16 protein-coding genes, 4 tRNA genes and 1 other RNA gene are annotated in these 15,026 nt (G+C 35.9%); 7 read left to right on the forward strand and 14 right to left on the reverse strand.

The window, feature by feature from the left end:
• Positions 1 to 66: 66 nt before the first annotated feature.
• Complete coding sequence (locus ABYT26_RS04415; RefSeq protein ID WP_372751689.1) at positions 67 to 1,515, forward strand: TrkH family potassium uptake protein; 1,449 nt, start codon at positions 67 to 69, stop codon at positions 1,513 to 1,515.
• Positions 1,516 to 1,652: 137 nt separating this feature from the next.
• The gene (locus tag ABYT26_RS04420) at positions 1,653 to 2,990 is read left to right on the forward strand and encodes a TrkH family potassium uptake protein (RefSeq protein ID WP_372751690.1); all 1,338 of its coding nucleotides are present in this window, start codon (positions 1,653 to 1,655) and stop codon (positions 2,988 to 2,990) included.
• A gap of 12 nt (positions 2,991 to 3,002) precedes the next feature.
• On the opposite strand, the gene ABYT26_RS04425 is transcribed toward ABYT26_RS04420, so the two are convergent.
• Positions 3,003 to 3,470, reverse strand: coding sequence for a hypothetical protein (locus tag ABYT26_RS04425; protein WP_372751691.1), 468 nt, complete (start codon positions 3,468 to 3,470; stop codon positions 3,003 to 3,005).
• Between the two features lie 500 nt (positions 3,471 to 3,970).
• On the opposite strand from ABYT26_RS04425, the gene ABYT26_RS04430 reads away from it, so the two are divergent.
• Positions 3,971 to 4,246: a hypothetical protein gene (locus ABYT26_RS04430; RefSeq protein ID WP_372751692.1), complete on the forward strand. Its 276-nt coding sequence runs from the start codon at positions 3,971 to 3,973 to the stop codon at positions 4,244 to 4,246.
• 67 nt (positions 4,247 to 4,313) lie between these two features.
• Here the strand turns inward: ABYT26_RS04430 and ABYT26_RS04435 are convergent, their stop codons facing one another.
• The 7 genes from ABYT26_RS04435 to ffs form a co-directional block, all read right to left on the reverse strand.
• Positions 4,314 to 4,925 (reverse strand): L-threonylcarbamoyladenylate synthase, encoded by a 612-nt coding sequence (locus ABYT26_RS04435; protein ID WP_372751693.1) that lies wholly within the window; start codon positions 4,923 to 4,925, stop codon positions 4,314 to 4,316.
• Between the two features lie 192 nt (positions 4,926 to 5,117).
• The gene (fsa, locus tag ABYT26_RS04440) at positions 5,118 to 5,774 is read right to left on the reverse strand and encodes a fructose-6-phosphate aldolase (RefSeq protein WP_372751694.1); all 657 of its coding nucleotides are present in this window, start codon (positions 5,772 to 5,774) and stop codon (positions 5,118 to 5,120) included.
• Between the two features lie 166 nt (positions 5,775 to 5,940).
• Positions 5,941 to 6,014: transfer RNA gene (locus tag ABYT26_RS04445), tRNA-Thr, on the reverse strand.
• Positions 6,015 to 6,104: 90 nt separating this feature from the next.
• Positions 6,105 to 6,176: transfer RNA gene (locus tag ABYT26_RS04450), tRNA-Thr, on the reverse strand.
• A 37-nt stretch (positions 6,177 to 6,213) separates the two neighbouring features.
• Positions 6,214 to 6,287: transfer RNA gene (locus ABYT26_RS04455), tRNA-Thr, on the reverse strand.
• Between the two features lie 91 nt (positions 6,288 to 6,378).
• A tRNA-Thr gene (locus ABYT26_RS04460) sits at positions 6,379 to 6,452 on the reverse strand.
• Positions 6,453 to 6,482: 30 nt separating this feature from the next.
• Positions 6,483 to 6,581, reverse strand: an RNA gene (gene ffs, locus ABYT26_RS04465) — signal recognition particle sRNA small type.
• Between the two features lie 249 nt (positions 6,582 to 6,830).
• On the opposite strand from ffs, the gene ABYT26_RS04470 reads away from it, so the two are divergent.
• From ABYT26_RS04470 to ABYT26_RS04485, 4 genes are read left to right on the forward strand one after another with little or no spacing between them, the layout of a single operon-like run.
• Positions 6,831 to 7,394: a DUF4199 domain-containing protein gene (locus tag ABYT26_RS04470; protein WP_372751695.1), complete on the forward strand. Its 564-nt coding sequence runs from the start codon at positions 6,831 to 6,833 to the stop codon at positions 7,392 to 7,394.
• 9 nt (positions 7,395 to 7,403) lie between these two features.
• Complete coding sequence (locus ABYT26_RS04475; protein ID WP_372751696.1) at positions 7,404 to 8,351, forward strand: glycosyltransferase family 2 protein; 948 nt, start codon at positions 7,404 to 7,406, stop codon at positions 8,349 to 8,351.
• Between the two features lie 19 nt (positions 8,352 to 8,370).
• Entirely contained in the window at positions 8,371 to 9,144 is a 774-nt protein-coding gene (locus ABYT26_RS04480; protein ID WP_372751697.1) for a methyltransferase domain-containing protein, read from the forward strand.
• Positions 9,145 to 9,148: 4 nt separating this feature from the next.
• Positions 9,149 to 10,156 carry a glycosyltransferase family 2 protein gene (locus ABYT26_RS04485; RefSeq protein WP_372751698.1) on the forward strand — a complete coding sequence of 336 codons (1,008 nt, stop codon included), beginning with the start codon at positions 9,149 to 9,151 and terminating at the stop codon, positions 10,154 to 10,156.
• A 38-nt stretch (positions 10,157 to 10,194) separates the two neighbouring features.
• On the opposite strand, the gene miaA is transcribed toward ABYT26_RS04485, so the two are convergent.
• From miaA to ABYT26_RS04515, 6 genes are all read right to left on the reverse strand, one after another.
• On the reverse strand, positions 10,195 to 11,106 hold the full coding sequence (miaA, locus tag ABYT26_RS04490; RefSeq protein ID WP_372751699.1) for a tRNA (adenosine(37)-N6)-dimethylallyltransferase MiaA: 912 nt from the start codon (positions 11,104 to 11,106) through the stop codon (positions 10,195 to 10,197).
• 109 nt (positions 11,107 to 11,215) lie between these two features.
• Positions 11,216 to 11,791, reverse strand: coding sequence for a hypothetical protein (locus tag ABYT26_RS04495; protein WP_372751700.1), 576 nt, complete (start codon positions 11,789 to 11,791; stop codon positions 11,216 to 11,218).
• Between the two features lie 4 nt (positions 11,792 to 11,795).
• Complete coding sequence (locus ABYT26_RS04500; protein ID WP_372751701.1) at positions 11,796 to 12,869, reverse strand: acyl-CoA reductase; 1,074 nt, start codon at positions 12,867 to 12,869, stop codon at positions 11,796 to 11,798.
• 282 nt (positions 12,870 to 13,151) lie between these two features.
• Positions 13,152 to 13,454: a DUF2752 domain-containing protein gene (locus ABYT26_RS04505; protein WP_372751702.1), complete on the reverse strand. Its 303-nt coding sequence runs from the start codon at positions 13,452 to 13,454 to the stop codon at positions 13,152 to 13,154.
• A gap of 93 nt (positions 13,455 to 13,547) precedes the next feature.
• Entirely contained in the window at positions 13,548 to 14,555 is a 1,008-nt protein-coding gene (gene gap / locus ABYT26_RS04510) for a type I glyceraldehyde-3-phosphate dehydrogenase (protein WP_372751703.1), read from the reverse strand.
• A gap of 214 nt (positions 14,556 to 14,769) precedes the next feature.
• The gene (locus ABYT26_RS04515; RefSeq protein WP_372751704.1) at positions 14,770 to 14,898 is read right to left on the reverse strand and encodes a hypothetical protein; all 129 of its coding nucleotides are present in this window, start codon (positions 14,896 to 14,898) and stop codon (positions 14,770 to 14,772) included.
• Between the last annotated feature and the right edge of the window lie 128 nt (positions 14,899 to 15,026).

Below are 15,026 nucleotides of genomic sequence, written 5' to 3' on the forward strand. Positions count from 1 at the left end.
GCTGACTTTTTTCGATTTCTCAGACCGTAGGGTTTGATGAGGTAATTGAAAAATATCTATGATAGAATGCTGAATAGAAAGTTTGTTTTTTATGTGATGTCGGTCTTAATGATCGTAGAAAGTTTTTTCCTGATTATTAGTTCCGCAGTTGCATTACTTTACGGCGATGGTGATTTCATATTCTTTATTCAATCAGCCGCAATCTGTCTGTTTTTAGGAGGGATTATCTATTTCACTACTAAAGATTGTAGTCGGGAAATTGGGAAAAGAGAAGCTTTTTTAGTGGTAAGTTTGGTATGGGTGGTTTTTTCCATTTTTGGTGCTCTGCCATTTCTTTTAGGAGGCTATATTCCCAATTTTACAGATGCATTTTTTGAATCTATTTCTGGTTTTACAACTACAGGAGCTTCCATTGTAAATGATATAGAAGCCTTACCCCATGGCATTTTGTTCTGGAGATCATTAACTCATCTGCTTGGAGGAATGGGGATTTTGGTGTTGACAGTAGCTGTTTTACCTGTTTTTGGTATTGGAGGAATGGCTATGTTTAATGCCGAAGCTGCAGGAATAACGCCCGATAAATTGCATCCTAGAATTAAAGAAACAGCACAACGTCTTTGGGGTATTTATATGCTTCTAGTTGTAGTCGAAACATTATTTTTAGTTTTAGGGGAAATGAATTGGTTCGATGCCATTTGTCATTCCTTCGGAACTCTGGCTTCAGGTGGATTTTCGACTAAAAATGCGAGCATTGTTAATTACTCTCCATATACTCAATATGTATTAATTGTTTTTATGTTTTTAGCAGGAGTTAACTTTACGCTTCATTATTTTGCCATAAATGGAAAATTTCCGAAAATATGGAATAACCAAGAGTTTAAAGTTTACACTGGTTTGATCGTAATTGTAACTTCTATTATCACTGTAACCTTGGTTTATCTCGATCATGGAAACCTTGAGAACTCTTTTCGGGATGCCTTGTTTCAGGTTACTTCGGTAATTACAAGTACTGGATTTGTGAGTGCTGATTATACCCTTTGGCACCCTTATTTGGTTTTTCTGATTTTTGGATTAATGTTTACAGGAGCTTCAGTGGGGTCTACCTCTGGAGGTGTTAAAATTCTTCGTCATTTGCTTCTTTTTAAAAATAGCATCCTTGAATTCAAACGAATGATTCATCCATCGGCTGTATTGCCTGTTCGCTACAATAATGAAGTGGTTGGACAAGATATGATCTCAAAAATTTTGGCTTTTGTGATCCTCTATTTTATGGTGTTTTTTATTGGTTGTTTTGCAATGACCTTAATAGGCATGGATTTAATTTCGGCCATGGGAGCTGTAGCCACTACAATGGGTGGAATTGGTCCAGGTTTGGGATCTGTTGGGCCAATGAATAATTTTTCATTGGTGCCCGAAGTAGGAAAGTGGATACTTTCTTTTTTAATGATATTGGGTAGACTAGAATTATTTACCTTTTTGATTATTTTTGTTCCATCCTTCTGGAGGAATAAATAATATTTTTCATATCTAAGCTAATAGCAGTGGTTAAGCACAAAATAATTCTCAATATTCTTGGAAAACTTTTAGTTGGAGAAAGCATCTTTTTGTTTCTTTCCCTCTTAGTTTCAATCTTGTATCAAGAAGCAGATAGTATGGCTTTTGTAAAATCCATTCTAATTACCTTTTCGGTAGGAGCATTGAGTTTTTTTTTATCCAAAGGGGCTGGGAAAGACCTTGGAAAAAGGGAAGGATATATCATTGTGAGTTTGGTATGGGTCATTTTTTCCATTTTCGGTTGTCTTCCCTATCTTTTTAGTGGAGCCATTCCATCGGTAACAGATGCTTTTTTCGAAACCATGTCTGGATTTACTACCACAGGTTCTTCTATTCTTAATAATATTGAAGAATTGCCTCATGGAATTCTTTTTTGGCGATCAATGACCCAATGGATGGGTGGAATGGGAATTATTGTGATGTTCTTAGCCATTCTTCCTACTTTGGGAATTGGAGGCCGAGAATTGTTTATTGCTGAAGTTCCAGGCCCTGCACCCGATAAGTTAACTCCTCGAATTAAAGAGACTGCTCGTAACTTATGGGGCTTGTACATGTTGTTTACCCTTATTGAAACCATTCTTCTTTACGTAGGAGGAATGACTTTCTTTGATGCAATTAATCATTCTTTAACAACAATGGCAACGGGAGGATACTCAACAAAGCAAGCGAGTGCTGGATTTTTTACTTCTCCTTTTTTACAGTATGTTATGATCTTTTTCATGTTTGTAGCAGGAACGAATTTCACCCTTTCTTATGCTGCGATAATTGGAAAACCTATTAAAATGTTTAAAGATGAGGAATTTCGTTTCTACGCTTTGATGGTGATTTTATTTACATTCGTGATTAGTACCATTTTGGTGATAAGTGGAGGGTTTGGCTACGAAAAAGCTTTTAGAGATGCTCTATTTACGGTAGTATCCATAATAACCACTACTGGTTATGCCACCGCTGATTATCTTTTATGGACTCCTTTTTTAGGGATGTTGATTTTTGTCTTGTTTTTTGTGGGTGGCTCAGCCGGATCAACAGGAGGAGGTGTTAAAGTCATACGTATTTTGCTTCTCTTTAAAAATAGCTTCTATGAGCTCAAGCGTTTGGTGCATCCCAATGCAGTTATCCCAATTCGTTACAATGCTCATGTAGTTGATCAGAGAACGGTGACCAATACTTTGGCATTTTTTGTTTTTTACATCATTATTTTCATGATTTCTTCGGTACTGATGTCACTTTGGACACCAGATATCTATTCTGCATTTAGTGCAGTGGCAACATCATTAGGGAATATTGGTCCTGGATTTGGAGAAATAGGACCTATGGAGAATTTTTCAGCTTTGCCAGCTTTGGCCAAGTGGTTTTTGGCTTTTTTAATGATGCTTGGCCGATTGGAATTGTTCACCGTATTAATTCTATTTTCGCCTTCTTTTTGGAGACATTAAGAATGCCCAATTTTATTTGCTGGATGGAAAATTTATTTCCAATACCTTTTTGCGATATTCAAAAATCTCATGCAGCTTCCTTTTTATAAGTAAAGAATTCGCAATTGCCCCAAGAAAGCCTAGTGGAGGTTGATAGGACACAATATCTTTCATGAAAATTCCATCGGCTAAGGGCTCAATTATGTGCTGATGATGCCAAAGAGAATAAGGCCCAATTCTTTGTTCATCTACAAAATAGGAGCGATCTCGTACTTGCGTTATTTCCGTTACCCAAGTGGTTTTTATCCCCAATAAGGGGCTGACCTTATAACTAATAATCATTCCAGGATACATCTTTTCAGATAGATGATTAGATGTAATGTCGAATCCCATGTAGTCGGGAGTAATCTTTTTTAGGTTGTTCGGCGAGGAGATGAAATCCCAAATTTCATCAATGCTGGCCTTTATTTTTTGTTCTCGGTAAAATTGATAAAATGCCATATTATTTGTTTTGTAGTTTTTTAGATTTCTTTTCGAATGATCTACAGTTTGATCTATAGTGTCATTATTAAGGTCGTTTTTTTTAGTTTAGAGAGTTTTAAATCTATATGTTTAGCATTTAACTGCTATAATGTAAACAAGTAATTGAACGAAAAGTTCAAGCTATAAGTATGGTAAATTTCATTTTGTTTGTCGAATTGTACGATAGGAAGTGCTATATTCTTTTACTTGCCAGCTAGTATTTGTTTTTTAACCAATTTAAATTTATCTCATAAGCCGATATTGCGATCAAAGAAAAAGTAATTGTAAAAAAAATGATTGAATGATTATTCTAAAAAGGAATCAATTATTTTGGTTTGTTTAGATCTTTTTTTTATTTCTTGATTGATAAAAATATTTATTTCATGGAAGAATGATAACTTTTAGTATGGGAAAGCGTAAATAGTTTTGTTAAACTTTTAAAATAAATTAGTTTATTTCTTATCACATACTTCATTATCATGAAAAATATATCAGAATACAATCACCTTATCGAAAAAGAGTTGGCAATATACAAATTAGATTCAGGAAAAATTCTAGAGAAATTTGAACGAAAATTCAATAAAGGAAGTTTAGTTGCTATACATCATTTTAATAATGCAAGTCCAGAATTAATTGGGATGGTTAGAACAGAACTCGAAGAGGCTGGATTTAAGCCTGAATTAATTGGTAATAAACCTGGCGGCCATATCACTTTACGGGTAAGTTTATTGAAATCGACAAGTAGAGTGGCATAAGAATATTAGGAAATAAGGTCATCAGTAATTTTACTGATGGTATTGTTCATATTGGGAGTAAATATTCTTATAAGCTTAATTCCCCAATTCCTGGTCTAATAATTTCAAAGGAACCATTTGTGCAGTCGATAATGGTTGATGCGGTATTATTTCCGTAGCCACCATCGATGACCAAATCGACAACTTTTTTATATTTTTCTTGTATTAATTCAGGATCGGTAGTGTATTCAATCACTTCGTCGGGATCATGAATTGAGGTAGTTAGTATTGGGTTCCCCAATTCTTCAACAATCCGCAAAGGAATAAAATGGTTGGGAACACGAATACCAACAGTTTTCTTTTTGCTTTTGAATAATTTAGGCACATTACTACTTGCAGGGAGGATAAATGTGAAGGCTCCAGGCAAATTTTTCTTCATCATTTTAAAGGTGGGGTTATCGACCTTGGCATATTCGGCCAAACTGCTTAGGTTGTTACAAATCAATGAAAAATTAGCCTTGTCTGCTTGAATTCCTTTAAGCATTGCTATTTTTTGTATGGCTTTGTTGTTGTTAATATCGCAACCTATCGCGTAGACGGTATCCGTGGGGTAGATGATAATTCCGCCGTCCTTTAAAACACTAACGATCTGTTGAAATTCCCTGTGGTTGGGATTGTCAGAATACAATTTTAAAAGCATTTGTAGTGGTTTTGGGTTCTTTCTACGGTAAAGATAAAAGATTCTTTTAGATAGGTAATCAGCTGAGGCTTATTTATTTTCTTTTTGGCAAAGAGAAAAGAGTATACTTAGGGAAGAAATTTTTTTTTGAAAAAAAAGAGACTGTTCTAAAATACAAATTAGAAACAGTCTCATTCTATTATTCGGCTTTGTTTATCCGTTTAATTTGTTGTAATCTGCAAGAAATTGTGCCAATCCTTTATCGGTTAAAGGGTGGTTTAGTAAACCAACAATCGCACTAAGAGGACTAGTTGTAACATCAGCACCCGCTTCGATACATTGAACCATGTGCATGGTATGACGAACAGAGGCAGCTAAAACCTGAGTTTCGAAACCATAGTAACTGTTCATGTCTACAATCTGACGAATTAAATCAATTCCATCGGTACAAATATCATCTAAACGACCAATAAATGGTGAAACGTAAGTTGCGCCAGCTTTAGCAGCTAGTAAAGCCTGACCTACTGAGAATATCAATGTACAATTGGTTTTAATATCTTTTAAACTTAGATATTTAATTGCTTTTATTCCTTCTTTGGTACAGGGAACTTTAACAACTATTTGAGGATGAAGAGCAGCTAATTCCATACCTTCTGAAATCATTCCTTCAAAATCGGTTGCAATAACTTCTGCACTTACATCGCCATCTACAATTTCGCAAATATCAACATAGTGTTTTTTGATGTTATCTTCTCCTTTAATCCCTTCCTTAGCCATAAGAGATGGGTTGGTAGTAACGCCGTCTAGGATTCCTAAATCCTGGGCTTCCTTAATCTGATCAAGATTTGCTGTGTCGATAAAAAACTTCATTTTACGATTTTTAGTTTGTTATATGTTCAAAACGAAAATACATTAAATTCTTCGATGAACAAAGGATAGTATTCTTTTTGAACGCAAGAAATAAAACATAAAGATGCAAAAATAATTTCGCATCATTGAGATTCGAAATTGTGAAGTTGGTGGGGGAATAAAAAAGAGCCGATGGAGGGATTCGAACCCACGACCTGCTGATTACAAATCAGCTGCTCTGACCAACTGAGCTACATCGGCAATTGTTACTATTCTGAAGGTGAATATGTCTTCAGATAATTTTGTAAAGAACGAACGAGAACTCGAAAGTTTTTATCTGAATTTTTATTGAGCCATTGATGAGAATTGAACTCATGACCTCTTCCTTACCAAGGAAGCGCTCTACCCCTGAGCTACAACGGCAATAACAAAATTGTAAGAAAACATTCTTTCTTTGTAGAGCCGATAGGGGGATTCGAACCCGCGACCTGCTGATTACAAATCAGCTGCTCTGACCAACTGAGCTACATCGGCATTTTGTTATTTTTCAGAAGGAAGTAATAGTCTTCAAATAATCTTGTAAAGAACGAAAGAAAGCCCGAAAAGCTTTCTTTTAATTTTATTGAGCCGATGGAGGGATTCGAACCCACGACCTGCTGATTACAAATCAGCTGCTCTGACCAACTGAGCTACATCGGCATTTTATACACTATAAAAAGAAGTATAAAAAGTGGGCAAGCAACTACGTCGCACCGCTTCGACCACCTACCCTTGCTGCCTTCCGACCCTGGGGGGATTCAGTAGGAGCTGGTCGCGTAGTGCTTACCCGACGACAAAAGTAGAAAAATCTTGATTCCTCGCAAACAAAAACACGAACTTCTTAGCTATTTTTTAAGGGGTATGTAGCCAATGGTTTTATTCTCAGATCAATAATTTTTTTGAAAAGGATAATTTTTTTTGGAATTAATTTCAATCATACCTAAAGAGAGACAACTTGAAGAGAGAATTAAACTTTTGAGAGTAGGGCTTTCTTGTAAAAACGGATATCTTTGTGCTCGAAAAACAAAATTTATTTGCATGCAGTTATTAAAAAATCCATTTGTAAAGCACACATTTTTATTTGGAACCTTAGTAGGAGGAGCACTTATATTAGCAGCTTTGGTTGTTTACTTTAAAGGTATGTCGATTAATTTCGACCCCAATCTTCGATCTATCAACCTGTTTTTAATAGTAAGTGGTATTTTTTTCGGCGTAAAAAAGTATCGTGACGATGAATTAGGTGGAGTTATTAATTATGGACAAGCATTGGGCGCAGGAATACTTATCATTGCTTTTGCTGCTCTATTTTATTCTTTATTCATATATGTACTCACATCCTGGTTCGATTCATCGATTATTCAGGAAGCCATAGCCTTTGCTGAAAAAGGCCTTTACGAAATGGGCTACAAACAAAGCGATGTTGATTTGCTAATGGGAATTTATAAAAATATTACTCCTGGAATTTTTGCTTTTGGACAGTGGTTTAGTAAGGCATTATCGGGCGTTCTGTTTTCTTTAATTTTAGCTTTTTTCTTTCGACAGAATAGAAATTTGTTTCCTAAAAACCCTATTGATAAATTTAACGAATCGAATAATCAGTAAAATTTAACTATGGATATCTCTGTTGTAGTTCCTTTATATAACGAGGAAGAATCACTTCCTGAATTATTAGCCTGGATTGGGCGTGTAATGCAAGCCAATTCGTTTAGCTATGAAGTTGTGTTGATTGATGATGGGAGTAACGATACCTCTTGGTCGGTGATAGAGGATTTGCAAGAAAAAAATGATGCCGTTCGCGGCATAAAATTTCGTAGAAATTATGGCAAGTCGGCAGCTCTTTTTAGCGGGTTCGAAATGGTGACTGGTGATGTTGTAATTACCATGGATGCCGATCTTCAGGATTCTCCGGATGAGATACCGGAATTGTATAGAATGATTAAAGAGGAAGGTTTCGATTTGGTTTCTGGCTGGAAGCAGAAACGTTATGATCCTATCTCAAAAACCATTCCTAGTAAATTTTTCAATCGAACCGCAAGAGCTATGTCGGGAATTAAGCTGCACGACTTTAATTGTGGCTTAAAAGCTTATAAAAACAAGGTGGTTAAAAGTGTGGAAGTGTATGGTGAAATGCATCGCTACATTCCTATTTTGGCCAAAGAAGCTGGTTTTACCAAAATCACCGAAAAGGTGGTGCAACATCAGGAGCGAAAGTATGGTGTGACCAAGTTTGGCTTGAGTCGCTTTATCAATGGATTTCTCGATCTTCTTTCGATTACTTTTATTAGTAAGTTTGGAAAAAAACCCATGCATTTTTTCGGTTTGTTAGGTACCTTGATGTTTTTGCTTGGTTTCTTTGCTTCAGCTTGGATTGGTTTTCAGAAATTGTATAGCATGAGTTTGGGCGATATGCCGCCAAGAGTAACCGATAGTCCGTATTTTTTTATTGCGTTGGCAACCATGATTATCGGATCTCAATTGTTTCTGACTGGTTTTGTGGCCGAATTGGTCAGCCGAAGTTCTTCTGAACGAAATAGCTATCAAATAGAAAAAGAAATCTGATAATAGTACACCCATTCTCATGATTAAAAGTTTAATAAGATTACTCTTACAAATATTTCCTCGTCCGGTTTTAATTCGAATGAGTCTGTTTATTAATCGTATTGTGGCAGTCTTTTTGATCGGAAACAAAGTAGAATGCCCCGTGTGTGGAGGAAAATTTAGAAAATTTCTTCCTTACGGATATACCAAAGCTACTGGTCGCGACAATGCTCTTTGTCCCAAATGTCTTTCCTTAGAGCGTCACCGATTAATGTGGCTTTATTTGCAGGCAAAAACAGATTTTTTCACTAAGGAACTTAAAGTATTGCATATTGCTCCCGAGCAGTGTTTTTACAAGCGATTTAGAAAATTATCAAATCTAGATTATACTACTGCCGATTTAGAATCTCCCATTGCAGATGTCCATTTCGATGTGCAGGAAATTCCTTTTCCCGAAGCAACTTACGATGTGGTGATTTGTAATCATGTGTTGGAACATGTTACCTATGATGCCAAAGCAATGCATGAAATTTATCGTGTTCTTAAGCCGAGTGGATTCGCCATTTTGCAAGTTCCTATGGATTTTGAGAACCCTAAAACAATGGAGGATCCATCGGTTACTGATCCGAAGGAAAGAGAGCGTTTGTACCGACAGAAAGATCATGTTCGTTTGTATGGTTTGGATTATGCTGATCGATTAAAATCAGCTGGCTTTAAAGTTTTGGAAAGTAAGTATGCAAAAGAATTGAATGCTGAAATGGCCAAGAAATATGCTTTACCTATGAATGAAATCTTCTATTTCAATCAAAAATAATAGAATGAGCAAAGAGATTAAATTTTCAATAATCATTCCGGTTTACAACCGTCCGGATGAAATGAAAGAGCTGCTTGATAGTTTAGCGGTGCAAACTTTTAAAGATTTTGAATTGGTGGTGGTTGAAGATGGCTCTTCCATAAAAAGTGAAGAAGTATGCAATAACTATCGCGATAAAATTTCGATTTCCTACTATTTTAAAGAAAATCAGGGTCCAAGCATTGGACGCAACTACGGATTGGCAAAAGCAAAAGGGAATTACTTCCTTTTTTTCGATTCCGATTGTATTCTTCCTCCTCACTATATGGAAACTATTGATCAGGAATTAACGAACAATTTTGTGGATTGTTACGGCGGTCCTGATGGTGCAATGGAGGATTTCTCGGATTTTCAGAAAGCCGTTTCCTATGCCATGACTTCTTTTTTTACCACTGGCGGAATTCGGGGTGGGAAGAGTCAAGTTCATAAGTTTCATCCACGTAGTTTTAACTTGGGTTTTTCGAAAGCTGTGTATGAAAATACAGGCGGATTTCCTGTTACTACCATGCATCCAGGTGAAGACATGGTTTTTGCCATTGAGGTAATTAAGCGTGGATTTGAGACTCGATTGGTACGAGAAGCTTATGTCTTTCACAAGCGAAGAGTTTCCTTTAAAAAGTTCTATAAACAGGTTTTCGGCTTCGGAAAAACTCGCTACATTATTTCAAAACATTATCCCGAAACCTTTAAAATTTTCTTTCTGTTTCCCTCTTTATTTGTACTCGGTACTGTTGGTGTTATGCTATTGGGTGCAATTGTACATTCAATTTTTGCGTTTCCAGTTTTACTGTACACACTTCTGGTTTTTGCCGATGCCATTATCAAAAGTAAATCTGTTAGTGTCGGTTTTTTAGCCTTACTAGCTAGCTATGTGCAATTGTTTGCCTACGGAATAGGTTTTATGAATGCCGTTTGGAAATACAAAGTGCTTGGAAAAGATGAGTTTGGAGTGATGGGGAAGGGATTTTATTAGAGAAAATGTAATTCTAAAAGGAAATAAAAAAAGAGGCTCTAGGCCTCTTTTGTAATTCTATTTTCGATGTAGTGAATAACTTCTTCTTCCTGATCGGGATGAAACCATTCAATTTCTGCATCACGTCGAAACCAGGAAAGTTGACGCTTGGCATATCTTCTGGAATTTCTTTTGATGAGTTCGACTGCTTTTTCTAAGTCGATTTCTCCTGCGAAATATTCAAATAGTTCTTTATACCCAACCGTGTTTAACGAGTTGTATTCTCGATATTTGAATAATGCTTTGGCTTCTTTTTCCAAGCCTTCTTCCATCATTACATCCACTCTATGGTTAATTCGCTCATATAGTTCACTACGATCGCGGTTCAAACCGATTTTTACGATCTTAAAATCCCGTTTTTTTCTGGAATTGGTTCTTAGCTCAGAATAAGCTTTGCCAGTCATTAAGCACACTTCAACGGCATGAATCACTCGTTTTGCATTTTTCAGATCCACTTGATTGTAAAAAACAGGATCGAGTTGTTTCAATTCCATTTGCATGGCTTCGAGTCCTTCTTTTTCGTAGCGTTTAAAAGTTTGATCTCTCAGTTCCGGATCAATGGTTGGGATTTCATCAATGCCATTGCAAATGGCATCGATATACATCATGCTGCCGCCAACCAACAATACTTCATCTTTTTCTTTGTAAAGGTTCGAGAGTAATTCGAGCGTTTGCTGCTCGCATTCCCACGAGCTAAAATAGTCGTGAATGGAATGTGTGTGAATGAAGTGATGTTGCACGGCCTCCAATTGCTCCTTTTCCGGTACAGCAGTTCCAATGCTCATTTCGCGATATACCTGACGACTATCTGATGATGAAATTACCGTATTAAAATGCTTGGCAATGTTAATGCTTATATCAGTTTTCCCAACTCCAGTAGGACCAAGAATTACGATAAGAGTTTTAGACATAGCAGATTTATGAGAATTATATGTCGAATTTACTTTAAGAAACAATGAGTAATATTTTCTGGCTAATAGTGAAAATATTACTCATTATTAATTACTAATTTTTCATTGATTATAGAATATCTTCGTAGTCATCCAGGCTCTCGAATTCGGGTCCTTCGTTAAAATCATCATCAAAATCGGCTAGGTAATCATCGGCTGTTTTTTCTTTTTTAGGTGCAGCATCTAATTCACCAAGATCCAATCCCAAGCCATCAAAATTTTCTGCATCCATTTTAATTTGTTCGGGGGCATCACCTTTTGATAGGGAACATTTAGGATATTTTGTTTTTGCTTTCGATTTTCCTGTCTCGATCAACTCTACATTGAAAAAACGATCGGAGAAAAAATCAAACACATAAATCAGTTCAGGATTTTCTTTGGACACAAATTCACGCATCATAGCCACATCCATGGGTACAACGTTCATGTCGTCGTCTTCTTCGGTATTCATCTCAAAGAGCGCAATTTCTATTCCTCTTTGGCCATCGTTTCCGATTTGATAAAAGGATGCCATTTGTGAATTGTCGTATCCTGCACTTTCCTGAATTAGGTTGTGAAACTCTAAGTAGGTTTGTTCGTGATCGATTTCTATTTCGCGCACAAAATTGTCAACTTCGGGCGAGGTGATTTTAAATTTGAATATCATGTTTTTACTTTGATTTTAGTTGTGATAAAAATTCCATACTGTCTACATCATCGGCATAATCCCAAAGTTCAGGTTCTTGTGTTTTCCCAAAAGGAATTGCATTTTTTAGTTCTTTACTCACGATGCATTGAATAAGATCGGAATTGGTATTTAGTTTGATTTTCAGATCATTAATTTCGGAATAATATTCATAGTTTACAACACCTATGGGAGAGCTTATTTCCTGATTTTCTCTCAAAAGAAGAAAACCGTTATCCAGATGTTCTATTCTATTCATCAGAAGCAAGGAGCGCTGATAATCGTAATTGTTCATGTATTTATTGTGAGTTTTCACAAAAGAATAGTCATTCCAGCAATCCAAAAGGTGTGGGATATTGTAATTTTTAGGGAGATATAGTTTGGAAACATTTCGGCATCCTAAGCCAAAATACATGAATACATCTTTTCCTAAAGCTTTTAGCTCTTCATCGCTTTCGGTGCCCGAGAGTACGGCAAGCGAATTTCTGTTTCGGCGAATAATATGATCGTATTTGCTGAAGTAGGCTTCGAAATAGCGTGCCGAATTGTTGCTTCCAGTGGCAATAATGGCATCGAATTTATTTTCTCCACTGAGTCGTTCCGATTGAAAGTGAAGTAAAGCTTCAAATTCGGGATTGATGGCAATGAGTAAGTTGGCTACAAAGTTAAGTAGCTGATTGTCTTTCGACGATAATTTCCCAATGAAGCGGTGTCCAGATATCAGCACGCATAGCATATCATGAAAGCCGACCATAGGAATGTTTCCCGCCATAATTACAGCAACTTTTAGATTGGTATTCTTATCGGAAATTGAGTAGTTAGCCATCCATTTGGTGAGCTTTTCTTTTTTTAGAAAAGAGCAAATGCCATATATAGATGCATGAACATGCAATGGCGTGAACCATCTGTTTTCAAGGGAAACTCTGCTGAGTAAACTTTTAAATTCATCGTAGTACAAAGTATTTAAAGGGTGTTCTGTCTGTTTTGCATTTTCCGAAGAAAACTGAGACAGAAAATTACCTAAGTCTACAAATGCTTTTATTCTTTCGCTTTTGTTCATGCTATCAGTTAAAAAATCCCCACTCAACTTTTGATGTTAAAAGTTTTATTTGGGGAGTTTCATTTTATTCTTGTTGTGCAAAGATAAAAATTGTTCTTAAAGATTCTTTACGAATTTACTTCTTCTGCAAATTTCCTGAAAAAAGTGAAATTAGGGATGTTGTTTATGGTTTTTTGTAAGAGTAAATATCTTGTTGTTAGTTGTTTACTTTGTGTCTAGTTAAAGCGAATTTGTTTTGGACGAGAACAATGCGAAAGAGAAGGTGGCTAAGTATTCTTGCTGTTAGATATTTCCTACTTTTAGCAAGTACGGAATTAGTATGAGTAGAAAACAGATAATAAAAAGGGTTTTGAGGATTTTGTACCCCCAGGAAAAATTGAATTTTATGTGCAAAATCAGAAAAACCATGCTAAAAAGTATGGGCAAAAGAGCTGGATATAAGAGTATGGATGTTAGGATTTCTCCTTTTAGCAAAGCAATTAGTGAGCTTTGCATGCCGCAACCCGGACAAGTTATGCCGAAATATTTTTGAAAACTGCAAGCTATTGCATGCTTTTCAATCCAATTGATTAGTTGTTGCCACATTGATTGTTTTTAAGTGAAAGCTAAATTAGAAAACAATGGGCTAAAAAAAAAGCCCTCTAAAAAAGAGAGCTTTAATTTTATATCAGGAATGGATTATTTTACTGAATCCATATACTCAACTAATTCACATACTTTAGTAGAATATCCGATTTCATTGTCATACCATGAAACAACTTTTACGAAAGTTGAAGACAATTGGATACCTGCTTTAGCATCAAAGATAGAAGTACGAGTATCACCAGTAAAGTCGTTAGATACAACCATATCCTCAGTATAACCAAGAACACCAGCTAATTCACCTTCTGAAGCTTCTTTCATTGCAGCACAAATTGCTTCGTAAGAAGTTTCTTTTTCCAAACGAACAGTTAAATCAACTACAGATACATCTGGTGTAGGAACACGGAAAGACATACCAGTTAATTTTCCATTCAAAGCAGGAATTACTTTACCTACAGCTTTAGCAGCACCAGTAGAAGAAGGAATGATATTTTGACCAGCTCCACGTCCACCTCTCCAATCCTTAGCAGAAGGACCGTCAACAGTTTTTTGAGTAGCAGTTGTAGCGTGTACAGTAGTCATTAAACCTTCGATAATACCAAACTTGTCATTCAACACTTTAGCTACAGGAGCTAAACAGTTGGTAGTACAAGAAGCATTTGATACGAAAGTCATATCGTTTGAATATGATTTGTTATTAACACCCATAACAAACATTGGAGTATCATCCTTAGATGGAGCAGACATGATAACTTTCTTAGCACCTGCGTCGATGTGACCTTGAGCAGATTCTTTTGTTAAGAAAAGACCAGTTGATTCAACTACATACTCAGCACCTACGGCACCCCAGTTAATATCAGCAGGATTTCTTTCAGCAGAAACACGAATAGCGTTACCATTAACTACTAACTGACCATCTTTTACATCAACAGTACCGTTGAATTTACCATGAGTAGAATCATATTTTAACATGTAAGCCATGTAATCTACATCAATAAGGTCGTTAATTGCAACTACTTCGATGTTGCCTTTTGCTACTGCCTGACGGAATACGAAACGACCGATTCGGCCAAATCCGTTGATACCAATTTTAATCTTTGACATTGTGTATAAATTTTAATTTATAAACCCTTTGTTTCTCAACGGCAAAAGTATGTATTTTTAAAATATTTTATGTAGAAAAAAGGAAAAAAAGTGTTATTTATTTTCCGCGTAAATAAAAATTAAACAAAAGATTTTCAGTAGTTTGTGTTGTATTAAAACGATTGCAATTGGCTTTTTTGAGGTGAAAAAAACGAAGCTGTCAGATTTTTAGTGATTAAACTGTTTTGCTAGTGCAGCTTGTATTTGCTTTTGTGTAGGCTGGACATCTTTTATCTACGGCACAAGATGTTGAAATGATTCCTAAAAGGAATAGTATTACTAATGTATAAAGTGTTTTTTTCATGAGTAGTCAAATTAGGGTCAAGTTTATATTTTTAAATTTTGCAAAAGATATGAAAAAAATGTTGGAATTGCACAAATTGTATTTAATTGTGTTTTGTTAAATTATTATGTGTTTTATACCCTTTCTAT

The organism is Labilibaculum sp. (assembly GCF_041595635.1).
Taxonomy (GTDB): Bacteria; Bacteroidota; Bacteroidia; order Bacteroidales; family Marinifilaceae; genus Labilibaculum.

What these genes read in the sequence shown, in the direction of transcription:
- ABYT26_RS04415 (WP_372751689.1), top strand. Translation starts at nt 67, where the DNA reads ATGCTGAATAGAAAGTTTGTTTTTTATGTGATGTCGGTCTTAATGATC.
- ABYT26_RS04420 (WP_372751690.1), top strand. Translation starts at nt 1,653, where the DNA reads ATGGCTTTTGTAAAATCCATTCTAATTACCTTTTCGGTAGGAGCATTG.
- ABYT26_RS04425 (WP_372751691.1), bottom strand. Translation starts at nt 3,470, where the DNA reads ATGGCATTTTATCAATTTTACCGAGAACAAAAAATAAAGGCCAGCATT.
- ABYT26_RS04430 (WP_372751692.1), top strand. Translation starts at nt 3,971, where the DNA reads ATGAAAAATATATCAGAATACAATCACCTTATCGAAAAAGAGTTGGCA.
- ABYT26_RS04435 (WP_372751693.1), bottom strand. Translation starts at nt 4,925, where the DNA reads ATGCTTTTAAAATTGTATTCTGACAATCCCAACCACAGGGAATTTCAA.
- fsa (WP_372751694.1), bottom strand. Translation starts at nt 5,774, where the DNA reads ATGAAGTTTTTTATCGACACAGCAAATCTTGATCAGATTAAGGAAGCC.
- ABYT26_RS04470 (WP_372751695.1), top strand. Translation starts at nt 6,831, where the DNA reads ATGCAGTTATTAAAAAATCCATTTGTAAAGCACACATTTTTATTTGGA.
- ABYT26_RS04475 (WP_372751696.1), top strand. Translation starts at nt 7,404, where the DNA reads ATGGATATCTCTGTTGTAGTTCCTTTATATAACGAGGAAGAATCACTT.
- ABYT26_RS04480 (WP_372751697.1), top strand. Translation starts at nt 8,371, where the DNA reads ATGATTAAAAGTTTAATAAGATTACTCTTACAAATATTTCCTCGTCCG.
- ABYT26_RS04485 (WP_372751698.1), top strand. Translation starts at nt 9,149, where the DNA reads ATGAGCAAAGAGATTAAATTTTCAATAATCATTCCGGTTTACAACCGT.
- miaA (WP_372751699.1), bottom strand. Translation starts at nt 11,106, where the DNA reads ATGTCTAAAACTCTTATCGTAATTCTTGGTCCTACTGGAGTTGGGAAA.
- ABYT26_RS04495 (WP_372751700.1), bottom strand. Translation starts at nt 11,791, where the DNA reads ATGATATTCAAATTTAAAATCACCTCGCCCGAAGTTGACAATTTTGTG.
- ABYT26_RS04500 (WP_372751701.1), bottom strand. Translation starts at nt 12,869, where the DNA reads ATGAACAAAAGCGAAAGAATAAAAGCATTTGTAGACTTAGGTAATTTT.
- ABYT26_RS04505 (WP_372751702.1), bottom strand. Translation starts at nt 13,454, where the DNA reads ATGTGGCAACAACTAATCAATTGGATTGAAAAGCATGCAATAGCTTGC.
- gap (WP_372751703.1), bottom strand. Translation starts at nt 14,555, where the DNA reads ATGTCAAAGATTAAAATTGGTATCAACGGATTTGGCCGAATCGGTCGT.
- ABYT26_RS04515 (WP_372751704.1), bottom strand. Translation starts at nt 14,898, where the DNA reads ATGAAAAAAACACTTTATACATTAGTAATACTATTCCTTTTAGGAATC.